21 protein-coding genes are annotated in these 21,757 nt (G+C 39.8%); 20 read left to right on the top strand and 1 reads right to left on the bottom strand.

Annotated features, from left to right (window positions below):
* The 8 genes from GGQ84_RS13515 to GGQ84_RS13480 all read left to right on the top strand — a co-directional run.
* On the top strand, positions 1–132 hold a 132-nt coding region (locus GGQ84_RS13515), incomplete at its 5' end, for a PduL/EutD family phosphate acyltransferase (protein ID WP_429163341.1).
* A gap of 244 nt (positions 133–376) precedes the next feature.
* Entirely contained in the window at positions 377–2,200 is a 1,824-nt protein-coding gene (locus GGQ84_RS13510; RefSeq protein WP_429163340.1) for a TRAP transporter large permease, read from the top strand.
* Between the two features lie 99 nt (positions 2,201–2,299).
* Positions 2,300–3,367 (top strand): TRAP transporter substrate-binding protein, encoded by a 1,068-nt coding sequence (locus tag GGQ84_RS13505; RefSeq protein ID WP_429163339.1) that lies wholly within the window; start codon positions 2,300–2,302, stop codon positions 3,365–3,367.
* Between the two features lie 160 nt (positions 3,368–3,527).
* Complete coding sequence (locus GGQ84_RS13500; protein WP_429163338.1) at positions 3,528–4,244, top strand: FadR/GntR family transcriptional regulator; 717 nt, start codon at positions 3,528–3,530, stop codon at positions 4,242–4,244.
* A 182-nt stretch (positions 4,245–4,426) separates the two neighbouring features.
* Entirely contained in the window at positions 4,427–4,735 is a 309-nt protein-coding gene (locus GGQ84_RS13495) for a UxaA family hydrolase (protein WP_429163337.1), read from the top strand.
* A gap of 1 nt (position 4,736) precedes the next feature.
* Positions 4,737–5,906, top strand: a complete 1,170-nt coding sequence (locus GGQ84_RS13490; protein ID WP_429163336.1) for a UxaA family hydrolase — start codon at positions 4,737–4,739, stop codon at positions 5,904–5,906.
* Between the two features lie 150 nt (positions 5,907–6,056).
* Positions 6,057–6,830, top strand: a complete 774-nt coding sequence (locus GGQ84_RS13485; protein ID WP_429163335.1) for a GntR family transcriptional regulator — start codon at positions 6,057–6,059, stop codon at positions 6,828–6,830.
* Between the two features lie 152 nt (positions 6,831–6,982).
* Positions 6,983–7,828, top strand: a complete 846-nt coding sequence (locus GGQ84_RS13480) for a class II fructose-bisphosphate aldolase (RefSeq protein ID WP_429163334.1) — start codon at positions 6,983–6,985, stop codon at positions 7,826–7,828.
* A 68-nt stretch (positions 7,829–7,896) separates the two neighbouring features.
* Here the strand turns inward: GGQ84_RS13480 and GGQ84_RS13475 are convergent, their stop codons facing one another.
* Positions 7,897–8,574 (bottom strand): hypothetical protein, encoded by a 678-nt coding sequence (locus tag GGQ84_RS13475; protein WP_429163333.1) that lies wholly within the window; start codon positions 8,572–8,574, stop codon positions 7,897–7,899.
* Between the two features lie 21 nt (positions 8,575–8,595).
* Here GGQ84_RS13475 and GGQ84_RS13470 point away from each other — a divergent pair, with 21 nt between their 5' ends.
* The 12 genes from GGQ84_RS13470 to GGQ84_RS13415 all read left to right on the top strand — a co-directional run bounded on the left by GGQ84_RS13470 (position 8,596) and on the right by GGQ84_RS13415 (position 21,646).
* Entirely contained in the window at positions 8,596–8,745 is a 150-nt protein-coding gene (locus GGQ84_RS13470; RefSeq protein WP_429163332.1) for a hypothetical protein, read from the top strand.
* A gap of 45 nt (positions 8,746–8,790) precedes the next feature.
* Positions 8,791–9,996 carry a diphosphate--fructose-6-phosphate 1-phosphotransferase gene (locus tag GGQ84_RS13465; RefSeq protein WP_429163331.1) on the top strand — a complete coding sequence of 402 codons (1,206 nt, stop codon included), beginning with the start codon at positions 8,791–8,793 and terminating at the stop codon, positions 9,994–9,996.
* Positions 9,997–10,015: 19 nt separating this feature from the next.
* A complete protein-coding gene (locus tag GGQ84_RS13460) occupies positions 10,016–11,134 on the top strand; it encodes a M24 family metallopeptidase (RefSeq protein WP_429163330.1) in 1,119 nt (372 codons plus the stop codon).
* 26 nt (positions 11,135–11,160) lie between these two features.
* Complete coding sequence (locus GGQ84_RS13455) at positions 11,161–11,637, top strand: 4Fe-4S dicluster domain-containing protein (RefSeq protein WP_429163329.1); 477 nt, start codon at positions 11,161–11,163, stop codon at positions 11,635–11,637.
* Positions 11,630–13,444, top strand: coding sequence for an aldehyde ferredoxin oxidoreductase family protein (locus GGQ84_RS13450; protein WP_429163328.1), 1,815 nt, complete (start codon positions 11,630–11,632; stop codon positions 13,442–13,444). The genes GGQ84_RS13455 and GGQ84_RS13450 overlap by 8 nt, the downstream gene beginning before the upstream one ends.
* A 65-nt stretch (positions 13,445–13,509) precedes the next feature.
* A complete protein-coding gene (glpK, locus tag GGQ84_RS13445; protein WP_429163327.1) occupies positions 13,510–15,012 on the top strand; it encodes a glycerol kinase GlpK in 1,503 nt (500 codons plus the stop codon).
* Entirely contained in the window at positions 15,002–15,583 is a 582-nt protein-coding gene (locus GGQ84_RS13440; protein ID WP_429163326.1) for a glycerol-3-phosphate responsive antiterminator, read from the top strand. The genes glpK and GGQ84_RS13440 overlap by 11 nt, the downstream gene beginning before the upstream one ends.
* A gap of 414 nt (positions 15,584–15,997) precedes the next feature.
* The gene (locus GGQ84_RS13435; protein WP_429163325.1) at positions 15,998–16,807 is read left to right on the top strand and encodes a hypothetical protein; all 810 of its coding nucleotides are present in this window, start codon (positions 15,998–16,000) and stop codon (positions 16,805–16,807) included.
* A gap of 77 nt (positions 16,808–16,884) precedes the next feature.
* Entirely contained in the window at positions 16,885–18,597 is a 1,713-nt protein-coding gene (glpA, locus tag GGQ84_RS13430; protein ID WP_429163324.1) for an anaerobic glycerol-3-phosphate dehydrogenase subunit GlpA, read from the top strand.
* Entirely contained in the window at positions 18,587–19,918 is a 1,332-nt protein-coding gene (gene glpB, locus GGQ84_RS13425; RefSeq protein ID WP_429163323.1) for an anaerobic glycerol-3-phosphate dehydrogenase subunit GlpB, read from the top strand. The genes glpA and glpB overlap by 11 nt, the downstream gene beginning before the upstream one ends.
* Positions 19,902–21,110 (top strand): anaerobic glycerol-3-phosphate dehydrogenase subunit C, encoded by a 1,209-nt coding sequence (locus tag GGQ84_RS13420; RefSeq protein ID WP_429163322.1) that lies wholly within the window; start codon positions 19,902–19,904, stop codon positions 21,108–21,110. The genes glpB and GGQ84_RS13420 overlap by 17 nt, the downstream gene beginning before the upstream one ends.
* Before the next feature lie 377 nt (positions 21,111–21,487).
* A complete protein-coding gene (locus GGQ84_RS13415; protein WP_429163321.1) occupies positions 21,488–21,646 on the top strand; it encodes a Spo0E family sporulation regulatory protein-aspartic acid phosphatase in 159 nt (52 codons plus the stop codon).
* The last annotated feature ends 111 nt before the right edge of the window (positions 21,647–21,757 follow it).

Genomic DNA, 21,757 nt, shown 5'->3' with positions numbered 1-21,757 from the left:
GGATTAAGAGAGTTGGTCTTTCACCAGGTTTTAGTTCGTGTTAGCGATAAATATAAGTTGGAAATGCATATAGATACCGATGAGGCAAATGCAGCCTGTCTTAACAATAATAAGTACGTTACTATCATTTAGAAATAAATTTATTTAAAGAATAAGGTAGACTTTTAATTAACTTGGTATTATAATAAAAAAGCAATGGACAAACACAGGTTGTGAATAATATCTTTTTCGCAACCTGTGTTGGCGGACTGAATTCGGAAATTTAGGGAAGGGTGTGAGTGGAATGACAAAAGAAAGCACTAATAGTTTACAAGAGCAAACACCTCAGATAAAACAAGAAGGGAATAAGTCAACTCTTTTTAAGTTCTTGAATTGGATGGATGAGAATTTTGAAAAGCCAGTATTAATCATCGGATTGTTAAGTATGATTTTGATTATTACAGCTGATACAATTAATCGTTACTTGATAACTGGTTTGGGGTTGCCTAATGTACTTAATATAAACGCATGGGCTGGGGAAGTTTCTAGATTTATATTTATTTATATATCATACTTTTCAATGGCATTGGGAATTAAAAGAAGAAGCAATATTAGGATGGACGCCTTATACAATGTTCTTCCTAAACGATGGCAGGAGGCAGGTTGGATAGCCATAAATCTATTCTTCTTGTTCTTCACTGTAATTATTTTTAGTAAAAGTGTAGAGATAATCCAAATGCAGATGGACCGAATGCAGTTAACTCCTGCATTGAGAATTCCGTACTATATTCCATATATGATTTTACCTATCGGGTTTGGATTGATGTCAATTAGACTAGTTGTGGATTTATGGAAAACTGCTAAAGCAGTTCCAATTAAGGATACGCTAATTTGTGTAGCATTTACGGTTATATCCTTGCTAATATTCCTGAATATTAATCTTGGTGCTACTTTAGTTTTGTTTACTTCATTAATATTCTTTGTGGTTATTGGTGTTCCCATTGCAATTGCACTGGGTTTGGCCACGGTGATTACAATAATGAATACCGACGCTATCAGCTTGCGAATGGTTTCTCAATTTGCATATAGTGGAATAGATAAGTTCCCCTTATTGGCCATCCCATTTTTCGTGGCAGCAGGTGTTTTTATGGGGGCGGGAGGATTATCTACGCGCTTACTAAATGTGGCAGATGAGATCATCGGTGGGATAACTGGAGGATATGCAATAGTTACAATAGCCACATGTATGCTATTTGCCGCGATTAGTGGCTCTGGACCTGCCACAGTTGCAGCTATTGGTGCAATAACCATCCCGGCAATGATTCAGCGCGGTTATTCAGCCTCTTTTGCCACTGCCATAGTTGCTGCAGCTGGAGCAATAGGTGTTATGATACCGCCGAGCAATCCATTTATTATCTACGGTGTGGCTGCCCAGCAATCCGTTGGAAGGCTTTTTATGGCAGGGATAATTCCTGGTATCCTTATGGGATTATTACTAATGCTAGTAGCTTATGTTATATCTAAAAAGAATGGCTGGAAAGGATCTGAAAGAAAAAGAAGTATAAAGACATTAGTCAAAGCGATTTGGGATGCTAAGTTTGCACTGTTAGTGCCATTCATAATTCTAGGTGGTATTTATGGTGGGTTCATGACACCTACTGAAGCAGGAGCGGTTGCGGCGTTTTATGGTCTGTTTGTAGGAGTAGTTATCTACAGGCAACTTAACTGGAAAACTCTCCCTAAGGCGCTGGTGGATGCTGCTATGATCTCTGGAGTCATTATGGCATTGATGGCAACGGCTACTATGTTTGGATATTTAATGACTGTAGAGAGAATTCCTAACATGATTGCGGATGCTATACTTTCAGTCTCAGATAATCCAGTAATCATTTTACTTATAATTTCAGCATTTTTACTCTTTATCGGTACATTCTTAGAAGCCTTAGCAGCTATAGTTATCCTAGTACCCATTTTATTACCAATTGTTGTAGCTCTTGATATTAACTTAATTCACTTTGGTGTAATAATGGTTGTAAACTTGGCCATAGGATTTGTGACACCACCTGTTGGAGTAAACCTATTTGTTGCCATGGGTATATCAAAGGTGGAGTTTGGGCCACTAGTCAGAGCGATGATACCGTTTTTGCTCATATTGTTAGTGGGATTACTAATAATTATGTATGTTCCCCAGCTATCCATGTATTTACCAGACAGATTATAGGATACTGATACAGGAGGTGAGAAAGCAAGTCAAATAGTAATGTGTTTTAAAAATCAATAAAGAAGTAAACTTGTTTTAAAAATGAGAGGAGGAATGTTAATGTTAAACTCAAGATTTAAGGTGAAAGGATTTCTAGCTATTGGATTAGTATTGATTTTATCAATTGCTTTATTAGGTTGTGGTGGGTCGGATAATGGAGATGCAAGCGGAGGCGAAGAGCAGGAAGTATATAGAATGAGAATTGGTCACCCCATGGCACCTGGAAATAATGTTTCGGTGGGATATGTTAAGTTTAAAGAAATAGTAGAAGAAATGTCTGATGGCAGAATAGAAATAGAAATTTATGACTCTGCCGTACTTGGTAGTGATAGAGTAACTCATGAGTCTGTACAAGCAGGAACACTAGAAATGTCTTCATCATCTACACCAAATATGGCCAACTTTAATAATGACTGGATGGTGTGGGACTTACCGTATATTACATTATATGAAAATCAAGAAGCTATATACGATGCTATTGACAATGGTAGGATTGGAGAGCACTTCCGTGAAATTAGTAGAGAAGATGGTTTTGAAATTATAATGTTTAGTGAGTATGGATATAGAAAGATGACTACAGCAAATGCTCCTGTAAGAACTCCTAACGACTTTAGAGGTTTAACATTGCGTACTACAGATTCGCCAGTTGAAATTGCTGTTGCTAATGCAATAGGTGCAAATCCTGTTCCTGTAGCTTGGGGCGAGGTGTATACAGCTTTACAGCAGGGAACAGTTGATGGGCAAGGTAACACTTTTGACCTGCTATATGCAGCTCAGCACCATGAAGCTACAGGATATGCAGCAACTACTGACCACAACTATTGTATGCATATATTAGTTATGAATGTAGATTACTATAATGCACTGCCAGAAGACCTGCAAAGAATTGTTAAAGAAGCTGGACAAAAGGCTTTAGACTGGCAACGTGAGGTTACCTACACTCAAGAAGCAGAGGCTAAGCAAAACTTTATCGATCACGGAATTGAAGTGTTTGATTTAACTGATGAAGAAATGCAAATGTGGATGGATGTAACTAAACCAGTTTGGGATGAGTTTATTGGAAGTACAATTGACCAATGGTTAGTTGAAGAACTACTAGAAGTACAGGGTCGAGGAGACGAGCTTTAAAAACAGCCCCTCCCATTAACTTTATATAACATAAGTGCTACCTTAAAAAGGGTAGCACTTATGTGTTTATAAGGATAGTTGTTTTAAATAGCGTACACATATTTTAATTTTGTGTTATTATAGAGTACAAATGAAATAAAAAGAATTATGAGGTGCGCATATGTTTAACCAAATTCATACAAAGTCCCAAAGTGTATATCAAAAAGTCGTATCTGAATTAAAGCTAGCCATTGTAAATGGACAACTAAAACCTGGGGAAAAACTGCCAAACCAAAGAGAATTGGCGGAGATGCTTGGGGTTAGCAGAACCACTTTACGAGAGGCTTTGAAACTTCTTGAAGCATCAGGTTTGGTCGTTATAAAGCATGGACAAGGAGTCTATGTTACTGATAAAGATCCCAATACTCCAGTGGATACTTTTGTGCAGCAACTTTTCATTGGAAAGGAAAAAATAGAAGAACTTTTTGCTATTAGAAGAGTACTAGAAGTGCAGGCTGCTATTTGGGCTGCAAAGAATGGAACTGAAGAGCAAAAGCAAGAGCTGTTGAAAATTGTAGCAGAAACTACCGACGCATTAGAAAGTAAAGGCATAAAGGATAAATCTGTATTATTAGCTGAACACGATAGGATTTTTCATAATGCATTAGCAGAAGCTACAAACAATAGTGTTTTTGTTAAAATCATGCATGACCTGATTGATTTATTAACCGATGCCAGGTGTCAGGCTACAAGAGTCCCGAATAGACCAGTAAAATCACTAAGAGACCACTTGAAAATAGCACAAGCTATTATAAAAGGGGACACGAAAGAAGCAAAAAATACTATGCTTGAGCACTTGGATGCAGTAGAAAAAGACCTTATGGACTCGATAGAGTAAGAAAGAAAATTAACAGCAAATTAATATTTTGCATGTATACAATATTTTTAAGTTTTCAAGAAGGAATCTAAGGGGAGATGATGAATACTATATACAATAAGAGGTATGACCACCAACCTCTTACCGCTTAATCGGTAATAAGCTTTTTTAAAATATATTTAACTTACAAGGAGGTAACAAGTATGGCAAAAGTAGCATGGGTCGTAGACCCAACAGACAACGTAGCGACCATATTAGGTCCAGAAGTAGAAGCAGGAAGTAAAATTGCAGTAGAAATTGATGGGGTAGAAGTAGAGGTGCCAGTAAACAACAAAATAATTTACGGTCACAAAATCGCAATCAAGCCAATCGCAAAAGGTGAGACAATCTTAAAGTATGGCTTGAGCCTAGGTAAGGCAACAGAGGACATAAAAGTAGGTGACCACGTGCATCTTAACAACATTGAGAGCAACAGAGGCCGTGGGGACTTAAGCAAAAAGGAGGCTGAATAATATGTCTAAATTTTTAGGATATGTACGACCCAATGGAGAAGTAGGAGCTAGAAACCATGTACTGATTTTATCAGCAACAGTTTATGCAAATAGTGTAACAGAGCGAGTGGCTAACTCAGTAGTGGGTGCTGTTCCAATAACTCACCACCTAGGAAGATGTCAAACAAGATCAGACCTAGAAATGACTTTTAAAATATTAACTAGAATGGCAATGAACCCAAATGTGGGTGGAGTAGTAATCGTGGACCACTTTAGAGAAGAGCTATGCAACATTGACGACATGGCAGAAGAAATTTCTAAAGTAGGTATTCCAGTAGAAGCAGTAAACATTAGAACAGTAGGTGGAGCTATCAATGCAGTAGCAGACGCCACAAGAAAAGCAATGAATATCAAAAGAAAACTATCAGCGCAAAAACGTGAAGAAGTAGACATGTCCAAATTTTTATTTGGCTTAAACTGCGGAACATCAGACACAACATCAGGTCTTGCATCAAACCCAGCACTAGGACTATGTTCTGACCGAGTTATAAAAGAGGGAGGACGTTCGATCCTAGCAGAATTCCCGGAGCTAATGGGAGCAGAAGAATGGTTAGCATCAAAAGCAGTAAACCAACAAGTAGCAGACAAGATATGGAATGAAATTGCCAAATACGAGCAAAGAATTCTAGCAACAGGAGAAGACATTAGAGGATCTCAGCCTACGGGAGATAACATCGCAGGTGGATTGAGCACAATCGAAGAGAAATCCCTAGGTGGAGCTAAGAAAAGTGGATCAGCAACCATCATGGATGTAATCGGCAATGGAGACAGACCAGGCAAAGAATCAGGTCTATATATGATGAATACACCAGGTCACGGAGCGGAATCAATTACAGGTATTGCAGCAGCAGGAGCGCAAGCCCTAGTATTCTCCACAGGTGGCGGTCACACAATTGCTCACCCAGTAATGCTAACAATTAAAATAACAGGAAACGGAATTTCCTATGATCAAATGCAGGATACAGTTGACCTAGACTTAAGAGGGCTTTTAGAAGGAACAATCTCACTAGAGCAAGCATCAGAGATGATTTATGATGAGCTAGTAGAAGTATTATCAGGAAAGCTTACAAAGACAGAGATCTTAAAAGAAACAACAGGCTTTGCTATCCACAGGGTTGGATTGAGTATTTAATATTGGAAAATAAAGAAAGGGCTCTAGTAAAAACTAGAGCCCTTTCTTTATTTCTTAAGTATGTATTGACAGTTATTGAAAAATAGGAATATAATAAACACATTAAATGTTGCAATATTGTACAAAAAAAAGAGGGGGGGGCGGCTTCTAATGGATAGCGCTATGCCATTGCACTACCAGATTACACAAGAGTTGCGCAAGAGACTAGAGGTAGGGGAATGGGAAGCTGGAGAATTATTTCCTACAGATAAGCAACTCATGGAAAAGTACGATGTTAGCAGTACTACTGTAAGGAGATCTATTTACGAACTAGTAAAAGAGGGGTGGCTCAGCAGAAAGCCTGGCAAAGGTACATTTGTTCGCGAAAAAATGGTAGAAACACTACAGGGGTTAACTGGATTTTTTGAGGAAATTGAGAAAAGGGGCTTTAAGCCTAGTGCTAAGGTAACAAAAATAGGAGTAGAAAAAATTACTGAAGAAACCCTAGAACTTATTCCTAATTTGAAAGAGTTTGGAGCAAGCGAACAATTATATCTTGTGGAAAAAGTTCAAATGATGAACGAGTTGCCAGTGGTATTTGTGAGAAGCTACTGGCCAGTGGATGTGGGAAGAAGTTTTGAGGAATATGATTTAGCAATCAAAGGAATGTACGATATTGTACAAAAAGATTTAAATATAATTTTAGAAGAAGCGGAACAAGAAATATTTGCCGCAGTAGCCGATGAGGAAGAAGCAAAATTACTGGATATGGAGGTTGGGGAACCTATTCTAAAAATGATTAGGTCCACCTATAGCCGCGGCAGACTGATGGAAGTATCCCTGAACTCTTATAGGGGTGACAGGTATAGTTATCGAGTGCAAATGAATAAGAACGACATAAAAGACAAAAAAATGTTTAAATTAGATGAAGGAAATGGCTCTTAACAGGGGCCATTTTTTCATGTGAATTTCCAGAAAAATTTATTGATGAAAAACGGCTTAGATGGTAAACTAAGACTATCTAACAAGATTATAATATTACAAACATACAAAATTACATTATGTTTAAATTACAAATTTTAAGGAGGTAAGTTTTTATGGGATTAGTTACGCTTGAAGAAGTCATGAAAATTCACGATGGGGCAGTAGGTGCATTTAGTACATATGACCTATATAGTGCTCAGGGGATTATCAATGCAGCCGAGGAAAAGGGACTTCCAGTGATTGCTATGATTGGCTCACCAGTGCTAAACAAGCTTGGCAATGAAGAATTAGGGGAGATCATGGTTAATCTGGCAAAAAAATCATCAGCACCAGTATGTGTTTTCCTAGATCACTCTAAAGATTTAGCAACATGTATTAAAGCTATCAGGTTAGGGTTTAGTGCAGTAATGATAGATGGCTCACACTTAAGCTTAGAAGAAAACATAGAAGTTACAAATAAAGTGACAGAAGTAGCAAGGGGTGTAGGTGTATCTGTAGAGGCAGAATTAGGTGCGCTAGCAGGAATTGAAGATGGCGAGGAAGTTAAAAATGCTAAAATGACAGATCCAACCCATGTGGACAAGTTTTTAAGTTCTACGGACGTAGATGCATTAGCAGTTTCAATTGGTAATGCTCACGGGTTGTATAAGGGGGAACCAAAACTAGATTTTGAGCGACTACAAAAAATTGCTGACATTGCAAATGTTCCCCTTGTACTACATGGAGGTACAGGCTTGACAGTAGAGCAGTTTGCAAAGGGAGTAAGCATGGGAATTAAAAAGATAAACATAGGAACCGAAGTAAAGAAAACATATATCGATGCGTTCATTGAAACTAGTAAAGTTAATCCAGCAGCGCACGACATGGTTGGTATTCCCCTAGCGTGTAAAGATGCTGTGAAAGAAATGGTAAAAGATAAGTTAGAGTTTTTTGCAAGAGGATATAAAGAATTACTGTAATAATAAGCTCTCGGAAACCACAAACATGAGTGCCCAAGAATAAGTTGAATAGAAAGTCTAATAAAGCTTTAGCAGTTCAAAAATAGAAACAACAAAAGAAACACTATCATGACAGAAGCCTTATGAAAAGAAAAGTAAATAGGCAGATCGTAAGGACTGTCAGCAACAGTAAAAGCATACAGGGAACGCCCATAATAATACTGTTCCCTATAGCTGCCCCAGCCCCAATCAGCATCGGGATCAGAAAAGCGACGCGGGCAGTTATAACGGAAAACATTATTTTTTCTACAATTGCATAAAAGCTTTCCGTATGGGCTAGCACCCGTACGGACAGAGGTTCCGTCCCCGGCTACCGAAAGAAGAGAAGTATTGCCTAAAAGACCCTTCTTAGCAGAAGGCAAAACGAAACACTCCTTCAAGGTTTGCTGTAACAAATCAGAAGGCCAATTTTTAAAAGATGGGGGATAGTTTAAAAAGCGCTTGACTAGGCGTTTGACAATACCAGGATTGCGCATGTGAGCTTTTTCCCCTTTCTTCTTACCCTTCTTAGGTTTACGCTGGGGCTTACGGACCTTACTAGATAAATGGGCACTGACACCTGCCCAAAGACGCTTTTGAAAGTCATAAAAAGTGCCAACACCGGGGGTATTTGCAGGCTCAAAACCAGAAAGAATAGCTAGAATGGGTAAAGGAGTTTTTAACTCCTTTATCCATTTATCAACAGAAGAGACATGGCGTATCTCCATTATGAGCATAGACCTGAAAAGATGAACAGGGTCAGTAGCACTTCGGCCCATATTTTGACTGTAGCAGTGCTTAACAATAGAACGAACTTTTGGCATCAGTATACCAGACACCAGCTTAAACTTAAAGAGCTAAAGTTAAAGTACCTGGCATTTGTGCGCATGGTACTTTAACTTTAAAAATATTTAAACAGCATTTAAAGAATGGGGGCATTACAGTTGACTGGAAAAAAACTAGCAGTTGCCCAATCAGGAGGCCCCAGTGCCGTTATTAACAGTACTTTGGCAGGAATAATTGAAGAGAGCTATAAAGACAACGGAATAGGCACAGTTATAGGACTGGAAAACGGCCTGGAGGGTCTATTTGAAGGTAGAGCAGTAGATTTAAGTAATTTGTCTCAGAGACAGATTTCCCAGTTAAGAGAAACTCCCGGGGCTATCTTAGGTTCTGTTCGGACTGAGTTAACTGGCCCAGATATAGAAAGAGCTGTGGAAATACTGGTCGATTTAGATGTAGGATATTTTCTGTACATTGGCGGTAATGGAACCATGTACGCTACTCACTTGATTTATGAAGCAGCTTGGAAAAGGGGAGTAGAGCTCTTAGTTGCAGGAGTCCCTAAAACTGTAGATAACGATATTGTAGATATCAGTCATACTCCCGGCTATGCTAGTGCGGCTAAGTACGTTGCAAGAGCAGTGAAGGATTTGGCTTTGGATTTAGAGGCTATGAAGGGCTTTGAGCAGGTTAGAGTTGTAGAGACTATGGGCAGAAATGTGGGTTGGCTAGCAGCTGCCAGTGGCTTAGCAAGGAAAGATGATAGTCAAGCTCCTCACCTAATATATTTGCCCGAACATGCCTTTGATGAAAGCAACTTTTTAACTAGGATACAGTATGTAGTAGCCCGCTATGGATATGCAGTAGCTGTTGTGGGTGAGGGCATTACCGATGAAAAAGGTGATGCAATAGGTCATCCAGCTTTTGAGGAGAAAATCGGCAAAAGCCAAACCTATGGTGGGGTAGCAGATTATCTATCAGAGCAAATTACAGCCAAGCTAGGCTTGCGCTCCAGGGCGCAAAACTTAGGAATGGCTCAGCGCAGCTTTGCAGCTTATCGTTCGGAAGTGGATGAAGTAGAGGCTTTTAATATAGGAAAAGCCGCCGTTAAGTCACTACTAAATGGCGACAACGGATGTATGACTATAGTGGAAGAGGCAAATGGAGAAGCATTAAAACTAAATCCAATTCCTTTAATTCAAGTGGGGGGCAAAGAAAAGAAAGTACCCGATCACTTTTATGATAATAGCAGGAAACAGGTTACCGGAGAATTTATAAATTGGCTTAGGCCACTAGTTGGGGAATGGCAGCAAGATTACTTGTATCTAACAGAATTGCCAAAATATAAAGTGGAAGAAGAATACTAGACTGGCGGGAGGAATAGTCATGGCTTTGACTGAACTTTTTAATAAAGAAATAAATGAAAAAGAAAGCCGCATCGCTAAACTTATGGCTACAGAAAATTTAGATGGCATATGTCTTTTTAAATTCATGAACTTTTCTTGGTTTACTTCAGGGGGGACTAACAGAGTTGTTACAGGGTCAGAAGCTGGTTGTGCAGTAGTTGTTATTATAGAGGGCAAAAAATATATTGTTGCACCTTCCAATGAAATAAATCGAATTATGACGGAGCAGGTTATGGGTCAAGGTTTTGAGCCGGTTACCTTTTACTGGTATGAAAAGCCTTTAGATGCCATAAAAAAATTGGCAGGTGGCAAAAAGCTAGGCACAGATATGCCTAAAGAAGGTATGACATTTGTAGGTGACCAGGTAGATAGGCTGCGTTTTTCTCTAACACCGAATGAAGTTCAAAAGGCTAAAATAATAGGAGCTATTTGTAGCTTTGAAACTTCTCAGCTTTGTGCAGACTTGCGTCCGGGAATTACTGAATATGAAATCACTGCAAATTTAAGCGATAGATTATTATCAAATGGGATTAGACCAGCAGTATTGTTGGTGGGAACAGATGAGAGGATTGTTGGCTGTAGACATCCGGTGCCAACAGATAAGGCTTTAGACAAATATGCTCTTATAAGCTTAGTGGGAGAAAAGGATGGTCTGCACGTTACCCTTACTAGAGCAGTTCACTTTGGCAGCTTACCTTCAGACCTGAGAGAGAAGCAAGAAAAAGTAGCTAGAGTTGATGCTGTGATGATTGACAACACTCGCATAGGGGCTAATAGTGAAGATCCCTTTAAGGCTGGAATAGAGGAGTTTGCAAAAGTTGGATATCCAGAAGAGTGGAAGAATCATCACCAGGGTGGGGCAATTGGATATGCTCCTAGAGAGTTTAGAGCTGGAGATGGTAGAGAAGAAACTATAGTAGTTGATCAAATGTTTGGTTGGAATCCTACACTGCAAGGGACTAAAAGTGAGGATACAGTTCTCACTAGGCAAGGGGACACTCCGGAAGTGGTTACTCCTGTACCAAAGTGGTGGCCGGTTACAGAGGTTCAGCTAAAAGATGGAAATAAACTGCAGAGACCTATGATATTAGAAGTATAGAGACCAAAATGAATGGGGGAGAAATTGTGAAAACATTAGTTGCAGACGCGAAAAAATGTATTGGCTGCAGGGTTTGTGAGCAGTGGTGTAGCATGGTACACCATGGTGCTGTAAACCCTGCTAAATCACGGATTAGAGTTACAAGGCTAGAGGACAAGGGTGTAGATGTACCTACTATTTGTATGCAATGTACTAAACCAGCTTGTGTGTCTAGCTGCCCAACAGATGCATTGGAAAAGAACCCTAAAACAGGTGCAGTAAAGACTGATAAGGAAAAGTGTACAGGTTGCCGCCTGTGTATGGAGGCTTGCCCTCATGGTGCAGTGGGAATGCACCCAACTGAAGGCTACGTACTAATTTGTGATTTGTGTCACGGGAAGCCTAAGTGCGTAGAAAACTGTCCAGAAAGTGCTTTGACTTGTATTGATGCCAAATCAGTAGACAGCTTTTATCGTGCCAAGGCGTTAAAGGCAAAGGAGAAAGGGGGAGCTGCAGGTGAGTAGAAGGGATTGCTTTACTGGAAAACTATTGCGAGTAAATTTGACAGAGGGTACTGTAACTACTGAGGAAATAAAGGAAGAAGTATATAAAGATTATTTAGGTGGAAGAGGTATGGGAGCATACTACATGTATAATGAAGTACCTGCTCAGACAGAAGCCTTCTCTGAAGCCAATAAGCTTATGTTTTTTAATGGACCTGTTATTGGTACAATGGCTCCTGGTAGCAACAAAATTTGCGCCAGCTTTAAGTCACCATTATCTAAGACCTACACATACTCCCTTTGTGGAGGACACTTCGGTCCCGAATTAAAATTTGCTGGTTATGTAGGCTTGATTATAGAGGGCAAGGCGGATAAGCCTGTTTATCTATGGATTGAAGATGACAAAGTGGAAATTAAAGATGCCAGTGCAGCTTGGGGTCACAACATTCCAGATACAGCAAAAATTCTGCGAGAAGAATTAAACACGGATGAATCTGTAAAGATTGCCTGCATTGGTCAAGCTGGTGAAACCCTAAATAAAATGGCGTGTATTACTGCTGATAGGCACAGAGAGTTTGGTCGAGGTGGCGGCGGAGCTGTTATGGGCTGGAAAAACCTTAAAGCTATAGCTGTGAGGGGAACAGGTGAGGTAAGACCGGTACAAGCTCCTAAGCTTGCTAAGTATGTACAAGAATTGCATAAAGAGTTTAAAGAAAATCCAAAAGCCATTGCACGAAGAAATTACGGTACGATGGAGATGTTAGATGGAATAAATAAGCTGGGTTTTTGGGCTACTAAAAACTTCTCTGAGGGGTATTTTGAAGAAGGCAAGGATATGACAGGCCCTAAAATGAGAGAAGATATAGTGGTAAATGACTGTGCTTGCTACAGTTGTCCTGTTGCCTGCTCAAAGGTATGTGCAGTAAAATCCGATAAATACGGTGAGGTACACATTGAGGGACCTGAGTTTGAAACAGCTACACTATTGGGTTCAAACTGTGGTATTAGTGAGTGGGATGACTTGCTTAAAGCCTCAGAAGTATGCGATTACTACGGCATGGATACCATTTCTGCTGGTGCTACTGTATCTCTAGTAATGGAATGCTATGAGCGTGGTATTATAACAAAAGAAGACTGTGATGGCCTAGAAATGAACTTTGGTAATGGAGAGGCAGCAGTTGCCCTTTTAGAAAAAATGGGTAAACGAGAGGGAATTGGTGATTTATTGGCAGGCGACATCAGGGAAGTTGCTGAGAAGCTTGGTGCACCAGAACTGGCAATGCAGAGTAAAGGGATGTCCTTGGCTGCTTATGACCCTCGAGGATGTAAAGGGATGGCTCTTACCTATGCAACTTCGCCTAAAGGAGCCCATCACATGGTTGCGCCTACTATGGGTGCTGAAATTCCTGGAGACAGATTTGCAGACAAAGGTAAGGCTGCTCTAGTAAAAGATACTCAAATTCAAATGGCACTAGTGGATTCAGAGGGTTACTGCGCTACGATGAGACCTGTAATGAGTTCTGCTAAGCAAGTGAAGCTGTTAAACATGGCTACAGGCTGGGATATGAGTGAAGAGGAGTTGCTACAAGTAGGGGAGCGAATCCTCAACCTAGAGAGAATGTATAATGTGCGGGATGGACTTACAAGAAAAGAAGATAAGTTACCACCTCGTTTCTTAAAAGAGAAGTTTGAAAAGGGTAATAGTGCAGGTCAAATAATTTCATTAGATGGAATGCTAGATGAATACTATGCTGAAATGGGTTGGAGTGTAGAAGATGGCAAGCCCACTGCAGAAAAACTTAAAGAGTTGAACCTAAAATTGGATTAATGTAAAATAAAGGGGGCGGTAGATAGTTTCTGCCGCTCTTCTTGATTTAGCGGGAGGTGGATCCGGTGGAAAAAAAGTACATTCTATCCCTTGATCAAGGTACTACCAGCTCTAGAGCGATTCTTTTCGATAAAGATGGTAGTACTGTAGGGGTTGCCCAAAAGGAGTTTAGACAAATTTACCCTAAGCCAGGCTGGGTAGAGCATGATCCAATGGAAATATGGGGAACTCAAAGTGGAGTTGCTCGAGAGGTTTTAGAGACAACAGGTATCAGACCTCAAGAAATAGCTGCTATAGGGATAACAAATCAGAGAGAGACCACAATAATCTGGGATAAGAATACAGGAAAACCAATCTACAATGCCATTGTATGGCAATGCAGGCGAACAGCAGAGATATGTGATAGCCTAAAAGAGCAAGGCATGGAAGAATATGTGCGAGATAATACAGGATTAGTGATAGATGCATATTTTTCTGGGACTAAAATCAAGTGGATTTTGGACAATGTAGAGGGTGCTAGGGATAAGGCTGAAAGAGGAGAGCTTTTATTTGGAACGGTAGACACTTGGATTATTTGGAATTTGACTAGGGGGAAGTCTCACGTAACTGACTACTCTAATGCATCTAGAACCATGTTATACAATATCAAGGAGCTTAAGTGGGATGAAAAGATGCTACAAGTCCTTGATATTCCATCTGGTATGCTGCCGAAGGTCATGGATTCCAGCACAATCTTAGGTCGCACTGATAGTCAAACCTTTGGGGGAGCAGAAATCCCCATCTCAGGAGTGGCTGGAGATCAACAGGCTGCACTATTTGGACAGGCTTGCTTTAAGTCAGGCATGGCCAAAAACACTTATGGTACGGGCTGCTTTATGTTGATGAATACAGGTGAAAAGCCAGTAACATCCCAAAATGGGCTCTTGACTACCATTGCATGGGGAATAGATGGAAAGGTCGAGTACGCTCTTGAGGGAAGTATTTTTATCGCTGGTGCTGCAGTACAATGGTTGCGTGATGAGATGAAGCTAATTGATTCAGCTGTGGATTCAGAGTACTTTGCAGGAAAGGTTCAGGATACTGGTGGTGTCTATGTGGTACCGGCCTTTGCAGGGCTAGGTGCTCCTTATTGGGACATGTATGCCCGTGGAGGTATTTTCGGGATGACCAGAGGGACTAAAAAGGAACACATTATTAGGGCCACTCTGGATTCGCTAGCTTATCAGACCAAAGATGTGCTCAGTGCTATGGAAGAGGATTCAGGAATTAGGCTAAAGGCTCTTAGAGTAGACGGTGGAGCTGTGGCTAACAACTTGATGATGAAATTTCAAGCTGATATCTTAAATGTACCTGTGGAGAGGCCAAGGCTCACAGAAACAACAGCTTTAGGAGCAGCCTTTTTAGCGGGACTAGCAGTTGATTTCTGGAATAAAGAAGAAGTAACTGAAAACTGGAAGATGGATGCCAAGTTTGAACCCTGCATGGAAGATGATAAGCGAGAGCGCTTATACAAAGGCTGGAAAAAAGCAGTTAAGTTGACCATGGGATGGGAGAAAGATGAAGAGTAAGGGTTCCTTTGAAAAAGTTATTGCAGGACAAAGGGTTGTGGCATCCCTGAGAAGAATTGATGATTTGGGAGAAGTGTTGAACCATAAAAAGATTAAGACTATATTTATTCTCAATACTAACATTTTCGAGTTGAAGCGTATTACAAACGAGGTCAATAAAAATGGGAAAAAAGTATTCGTGCATGTTGATCTTGTAGAAGGATTGGGAAAAGACACTACTGGCATAAGGTTTTTATCAAAAGCAATAGGTGTGGATGGAATAATTTCTACCAAATCCACTTTAATAAAAGCAGCTAAGGACGAAGGATTAGTAACCGTACAACGCTTTTTTATGGTGGACAGCGAAGCTGTTAAAACTGGTATTAAAATGGCCAAAGTAGGTAAACCAGATGCATTAGAAATCATGCCAGCCTTCCTGCCCAAATATTATCTAGATCAGGTGATTGAAGAATTAGGTGTACCTGTAATTGCAGGTGGCTTAATGCGAACTGAAGAAGACGCCGAGATGGTTTTAAATGCTGGCTTCAGAGCCATAACCACTAGTAGAAGAGCCCTGTGGAACCTAGACTAACTAAACAACAGAAAACTCCTTGGACAACTGTCCAAGGAGTTTTTATGTATGCAGGTAATTTATGGTTGATCGAGAAGATTGTATATAGCAAAAAAATGGAACGGTTTAGTGTGTAGATAGTCTTATATATAAAGAGGGTATGTTTAACTGTAATAGGAAACAGGGAGGTGTTAATGATAAGATGGTTACAAATTACCTTGTCTGGATTGTTATAATACTTCTTGCCATACTAGTGATTACATTTGGAATTTGGAATAATACGAAAGAGATTTTACAAGAAGTAAAAGAGGTTAAAAAACATATGGGTAGTTAATATAGTGGGAGCGAGTGTGTAAGTTGAGGTGATTTTTTATGTATACAAAGGTCATAAAGATTGAATTTAAGTGTAGGCTCTTAATATTTATTTGCGTTTGCGTGTTGACGATAACAGTTGGCTGTACTTCTGAAAATGATATAGTGTTAGAAGATGAAGATTTACTTACTGTAGATGATATTATATTGGCGTTAGAAGCTGTGGATATTTCCTTAAAGTCAACTGGGAGTATTTCTGTTAGTGAAGAACCAGTAGCTGCACAAAAGAATTGTTACAAAATAAACGATACAAAGGACAGACTAATAATATTTGTGTTCCCATCAATCGGGAAAAGAGTAGAATATTATAAGAATACTATTAGTGACATGACGAAAATAGAAGTGGCTGATGTGGAGTCTGTGATACCCATAAAAGCAAAGAATGGGTTGCTAGTATACGTTACAGATGAGACAAGCTTAAATGGTAGAAATAATGATTTTTTGCAAAGACTAAATCAAATAAGAAAAGTAGCATTTGAAGAGCTAAATGATACTAAAGAACTTGTTTTTAAAGGAAAGGGAGAATATTGGGAAGCTAGTGTTATTGTGCAGTATTATAAGTATCGAGGAAATGGATGGGTAGAAGGTACGGTACGACAAAAACCTACTATTAAATATAATGGAAGTGATGTAAGTGAGATAGACAGAGTAGAAATTGAACTAAATGCTTTTCAGTACGACCAGCATACTGAGGAAGTTGAGAAATGGAGTAGTAGGAGAGGAAGACATATAATTGATGAGCAAGGGTATATTAGACCTCCAGGCTCTTTTGGGAATGGTGTAATTGAAGAGGAAAGTATATTTTATCAGATTAACTTAGATTGGAATCAGATGGAAGATAAGTTCAAGCTAAAGAAGCAAGCTGAGATTTAATTTGAATAATCATACCGGTTGTATTATAATGTAACTAGAAAGATTAAAACTTGATATATGTGGATTGAGATGGTGAGATGGCCACGCAAAAACAGGAGCAAGGAGCTTCTGTTTTCAGCGTGGTCTTTTTGTATTTAGATAGGGAGGGGATTACAGTGGCAGTTGAAAAAACTGAGGTCGTTGTCATAGGTGGAGGGGCTACTGGAACAGGTATCTTAAGAGATTTATCCATGAGGGGAGTGAAAGCAATTTTAGTTGAAGAGCACGACTTGGCTCACGGAACTAGCTCTCGTTTCCATGGCTTATTGCACAGTGGTGCGCGATATGCAGTTAAAGACTATGAAGCAGCTAAAGAGTGTATAGATGAAAACAAAATTATGCGCAAGATTGGCAAAGGAACCTGTGTTGAAGAGACTGAAGGACTTTTTGTGCAATTACCAGGTGATGATCCAGCTTACGCAGACCAATGGATAAAGGCATGTGAAAAGGCGGGTATAACCGTAAAAGAGATACCAGTAGAAAAAGCATTGGAGTTAGAGCCCAATATTAATCCCCAAATCCAGCGAGCTTTTATAGTTCCCGATGCAGCTGTGGACGGCTTCAGACTGGTTTGGGCAAATGTGGAATCTGCTGAAAGATATGGGGGCAAGGCTTACACTTACAATAGGTTAGATGAAATTATTACTAATGAGGGGAAAGTAACAGGAGTTGTGGTGACGGATACTGTCTCTAGTCAAAGCAGAGAAATAGAATGTGATTATGTTATCAACGCCTGTGGTGCGTGGGCTGGTAAAGTGGCTGCACTAGCGGGAGTAGATATAAAGGTTACTGCGGATAAGGGAACACTTATCGCCTTTAACCACCGCCTAACTAGCAGGGTAGTTAATAGATTGCGTAAACCAGGAGATGGGGACATAATTGTGCCTCATGGAACTGTCTCTATCTTTGGAACTACCTCTGTGGTAGTGGATAGCCCTGATAGCTTAGATAGTACTACAGATGAAGTGAAGAGGCTGATGCATTTGGGAAGAGAAATGTTTTCCAATTTAGAGGAATTTAGAGTATTGAGAAGCTTTGCTGGTGTAAGGCCTCTGTACCAAGACAGTAGTGCTAGTAGTGATGAGGGGGATGGCAGAGCTGTCTCAAGGGGCTTTGCGTTACTAGATCACAAAGATCAGGGAGTTGAGGGCTTTGTATCTATAGTTGGAGGTAAGTTTACCACCTATAGGTTAATGGCTGAAAAAGCAACTGATCTTATTTGTAAACAGATGGCCAATACAAAACCTTGCAGAACTGCTAAAGAAGAGCTTATTCCAGCAGCAACTGCAACACAAATTGATGAGTTAGGAAAATACACTACTAACCCTGCTGCATATAAGACTGCTGAACGCTGGGGTAAAAATGTTGATCAGGTTATAGAAGTAATAAAAACTAACCCCTGGAAAGGGGATATAGTGTGCGAGTGTGAACAGGTAACTCTAGCTGAGGTAGAGTTGAGAGCTAAGGAAAGAGCAAGAGTTACTCTCAATGACATCAGAAGAAAGACTAGACTGGGGATGGGTACCTGTCAGGGAACCATTTGTACTGGAAGAGCCATAACTCAGCTTTATGAGGGAGGACAGCTAACTCACCATGAAGTAAAAGTAATGTTAGATGAGTTTATTGAAGGTAGATGGAAGGGTAATCGCAATGCCATGTGGGGAGAGCAGGTAAGACAGGTGGAGTTTTTGCGAAATAGATATATGAATCTATATAATGTGAATCAGGGTGGTGATAATTATGAAATATGAGGTTATTGCAATTGGTGCAGGTATGGCTGGGATTATAGCGGCTTGCGCTGCCAGAGATAAGGGAAAGAAGGTATTAGTTCTCAGTAAAGGTCAGGGATGTACTAACATGACTAGTGGTACTGTGGATGTGTTGGGTTACCAGCCCTGGGAGCAGCAAAGATGTCTCACCAATATTAAAGACAACGTGCAGAGGTTGATTAAAAAGAAAGCTGACCACCCATATAGCAAAATTGGTTACAAGTTCTTAGAAGAGAGCCTTGAATACTTTTTAAATACAGCCAGCGAAATGGGTCTAGAATATAAAGGGGATGGCAAGAGAAACTTTCTCTTAGTAACAAGCTATGGTTTTGTAAGGCCAACGGCTTTAGTGCCTACGAGCATGGCTGGTGGCGATGTGAGAAATGAAGGGGAATGCTTAGTGATAGGAATGGAAGGTCTCCTAGACTTTTCCCCTAAAATGGTTGCAGATGGAGCCAATAGGTTTAGAGAAAAGATGGGCATTAAAGGTAAATGGGTCAATGGAGGCTTAATCAATCTAGGTCTTTCTAGGACTAAGCGAAGCAATCCTCTTGCAATAGCTAAATGGTTGGATAAAGAAGAAAATTTTAATTATTTGGTAAGAGAGCTTAAGTTGTTAATAAGTGGGCACGGTATGGGGAAAGAAACTGCAATTGTCCTGCCCGCTGTTTTAGGGAGTAAGTATCAGCAAGATTTGACTGCTAAGTTGAGTATTAAATTACAGCATCCTGTTTTTGAAATTCCAGTTGGGCAACTTACTGTTCCTGGATATAGATTAAACAATATGCTTATAGATAGCGCTGCTAAAAAAGGAGCTGACATTCAACTGGGGACACCTGTTCTAGAAGTGAAGACAACTAAGGAGACAATGACAGTTACCATAGATGCCCCTGGGAAGCCGGTAGTATATAGTTGTGAGAAATTGATTTTAGCTACAGGAGGAGTTTTTGGCGGAGGAATCTTAAAGGATCGAAAGGGTTATGAAGAAACAGCAATAGGCCTTCCTGTGGCTACTGGTGGAAATAAAAACACAAACTCCATGGGGTTATTGAATAGAGAAGAACAGCCCTACTCCTTAGCGGGAGTGGCAGTTAACAAAGACTTACAGCCAAGTGTGTTGTATAAAGATTTTAATAAATATGGGCAAGTTGCTATTGTTGGAGCTAGTTTAGCAGGTTACGATGCTGCAGTGGAAAAGAGTGGGTTAGGAGTTGCACTAGCTACAGGTTATGCAGCAGGGACATTGGCAGGATACCACTACAATCAGGGAGAGAGGCGATGCTACAATGAGGCAAGCTGTTAATGGAGCTCTAGATAAGTGCATCAAATGCGGTACCTGTACTGCAAACTGTCCTGTTACCAGTCATAGCGATAGTTTTACTGGCCCTAAGCACATGGGACCAGAGTTAACTAGATTTCGCTTAGATGAAAAAATAGAACTAGCAGATGAAGCAGATTACTGTTGCCACTGTGGTAACTGCGAGATGGTCTGTCCATCTGGGGTAAAGGTATCCCTTTTGAACGCCCACTATAAGAGCCAGTGGAAAAAATCTAAGGATAAATTAAATTTGCGTGACAATATGCTGGGGAGACCGGGAGTTTTAGCCCAGTTAGGCTCATTTCACGTGGGTTTAACCAACTTTATGATGGGACAGGATGTTATAAAGTTTTCTATGGATAAATTTTTAGGAATTTCTAAGGAGCACTCACTGCCTGCTTACCAAAAGCAAAGCTTTACTAATTGGTTTAAGAAGAGAGAAGTAAAGCAAGCAGAAAAACAAGTAGTTTATTTTGCTGGATGTTTTACCAATTACAATGCTCCTGAGGTGGGTAAGGCAGTTGTGAGAATATTAGAGCATAATGGATATCAAGTGATAGTTCCAGATCAGGGCTGCTGTGGACTTCCTCTAATGGCTAATGGATATATGGATGCAGCTAAGAAGCAAGGAGCTAAAAATTTAAGGAGCTTTATGCCATATGTGGAACAGGGTTGCACTGTCATTATCAACTGTACTAGTTGTAGTTTGACCTGGAAAAGTGAGTATCATGAACTCTTTGGCATAGAAGGTGCTGAGAAAGCAGGCTCTCAAGTATATGAATTTGGTCAATTCCTGCAAGAGTTACATGCAAGAGGAGAGCTAGATACTGATTTTAAATCAGTACCAGTAAAACTAGCCTATCATAATCCGTGCCACTTAAAAAAACAGGGGATAGGCAAGCCTTTTGTAGATTTACTAAAGCTAATACCTGACTTGGAGATTGAAGATATTAACCAAGGATGTTGCGGTTTGTCAGGGAGTTATGGGTTTAAAAAGGAAAAGTATCAAATAGCTATGGATATCGGCAGTGATATTTTTGCTAAGGTGGATGAAATGAACCCTGATGCTATTACAACAGAATGCGGTGGCTGTGGAATGCAAATAGGCCATGGTACAGGAAGAGAGGTTAAGAGTCCAGTTCTTTTTTTAGAGCGAGCATATGGAATAGAGGAGTAAGCTAAAATTAAGACTGTCCTTGTAATAAGGAGGACAGTCTTAATATATCTTAAGGATGCTGATCCCAATGCGGAGGGCGCAATTTTTTGTAAAGGAAAAGCATAGATTATTAATGAGCCTGGCGTAGAGCTGGGCTTTCTTTATTTACAAAAAAATCACATTTAGTTTATATAATGTTTATGTTTATATGATATCTTTAGCATATAGTACCCTCCTCTTAATATAGGAAGAGAGTAGCAGCTCTCTTCCCTCTTGTATAATTATTTTTCACACCATAGGACAGTTCTACTTTCCATCGGCATAAGTGCAGCTAAGGCTTCTGCCAAAAGCTAAAGCTTGACGCAAGCCAAGTTTTCTTTATAAGTGAGGTGTTAAGTATGTGTAATGATAAATTGCTAAAGGATATAATCACATTAAGAAAAGAATTAGCTAAAGTCAGTATGGAAAAAGGAGACCTTCAAAACAAGCAGGTGCAAAGGCTTAGTCAGAAATTGGACAAACTAGTAATTAAATATTATAAAAAAGTAATAGACTAACTAAATTTTTTTTAAAATGAGACTTTTGCAAATTAATTAACCCTTGATATATAAGGTTTTCAATAGCATAAAAAAGGACTTCACCCCAATGTGGAGAAATTTTCAAGTGAC

Origin of the sequence: Desulfitispora alkaliphila, from assembly GCF_050433185.1 — a bacterium.
GTDB lineage: Bacteria > Bacillota > Desulfitisporia > Desulfitisporales > Desulfitisporaceae > Desulfitispora > Desulfitispora alkaliphila.
This window is presented reverse-complemented; position numbering and strand designations above follow the sequence as displayed.

Excerpts from the sequence above, each read along its gene's own strand:
- GGQ84_RS13510 (WP_429163340.1), top strand. The coding sequence starts at position 377 with ATGGATGAGAATTTTGAAAAGCCAGTATTAATCATCGGATTGTTAAGT.
- glpA (WP_429163324.1), top strand. The coding sequence starts at position 16,885 with ATGGCCACGCAAAAACAGGAGCAAGGAGCTTCTGTTTTCAGCGTGGTC.
- GGQ84_RS13495 (WP_429163337.1), top strand. The coding sequence starts at position 4,427 with ATGGCAAAAGTAGCATGGGTCGTAGACCCAACAGACAACGTAGCGACC.
- GGQ84_RS13420 (WP_429163322.1), top strand. The coding sequence starts at position 19,902 with ATGAGGCAAGCTGTTAATGGAGCTCTAGATAAGTGCATCAAATGCGGT.
- GGQ84_RS13500 (WP_429163338.1), top strand. The coding sequence starts at position 3,528 with ATGTTTAACCAAATTCATACAAAGTCCCAAAGTGTATATCAAAAAGTC.
- GGQ84_RS13470 (WP_429163332.1), top strand. The coding sequence starts at position 8,596 with ATGAACAGGGTCAGTAGCACTTCGGCCCATATTTTGACTGTAGCAGTG.
- GGQ84_RS13440 (WP_429163326.1), top strand. The coding sequence starts at position 15,002 with ATGAAGAGTAAGGGTTCCTTTGAAAAAGTTATTGCAGGACAAAGGGTT.
- GGQ84_RS13490 (WP_429163336.1), top strand. The coding sequence starts at position 4,737 with ATGTCTAAATTTTTAGGATATGTACGACCCAATGGAGAAGTAGGAGCT.
- GGQ84_RS13415 (WP_429163321.1), top strand. The coding sequence starts at position 21,488 with ATGTGTAATGATAAATTGCTAAAGGATATAATCACATTAAGAAAAGAA.
- GGQ84_RS13460 (WP_429163330.1), top strand. The coding sequence starts at position 10,016 with ATGGCTTTGACTGAACTTTTTAATAAAGAAATAAATGAAAAAGAAAGC.
- GGQ84_RS13475 (WP_429163333.1), bottom strand. The coding sequence starts at position 8,574 with ATGGAGATACGCCATGTCTCTTCTGTTGATAAATGGATAAAGGAGTTA.
- GGQ84_RS13505 (WP_429163339.1), top strand. The coding sequence starts at position 2,300 with ATGTTAAACTCAAGATTTAAGGTGAAAGGATTTCTAGCTATTGGATTA.
- GGQ84_RS13485 (WP_429163335.1), top strand. The coding sequence starts at position 6,057 with ATGGATAGCGCTATGCCATTGCACTACCAGATTACACAAGAGTTGCGC.
- GGQ84_RS13480 (WP_429163334.1), top strand. The coding sequence starts at position 6,983 with ATGGGATTAGTTACGCTTGAAGAAGTCATGAAAATTCACGATGGGGCA.
- glpB (WP_429163323.1), top strand. The coding sequence starts at position 18,587 with ATGAAATATGAGGTTATTGCAATTGGTGCAGGTATGGCTGGGATTATA.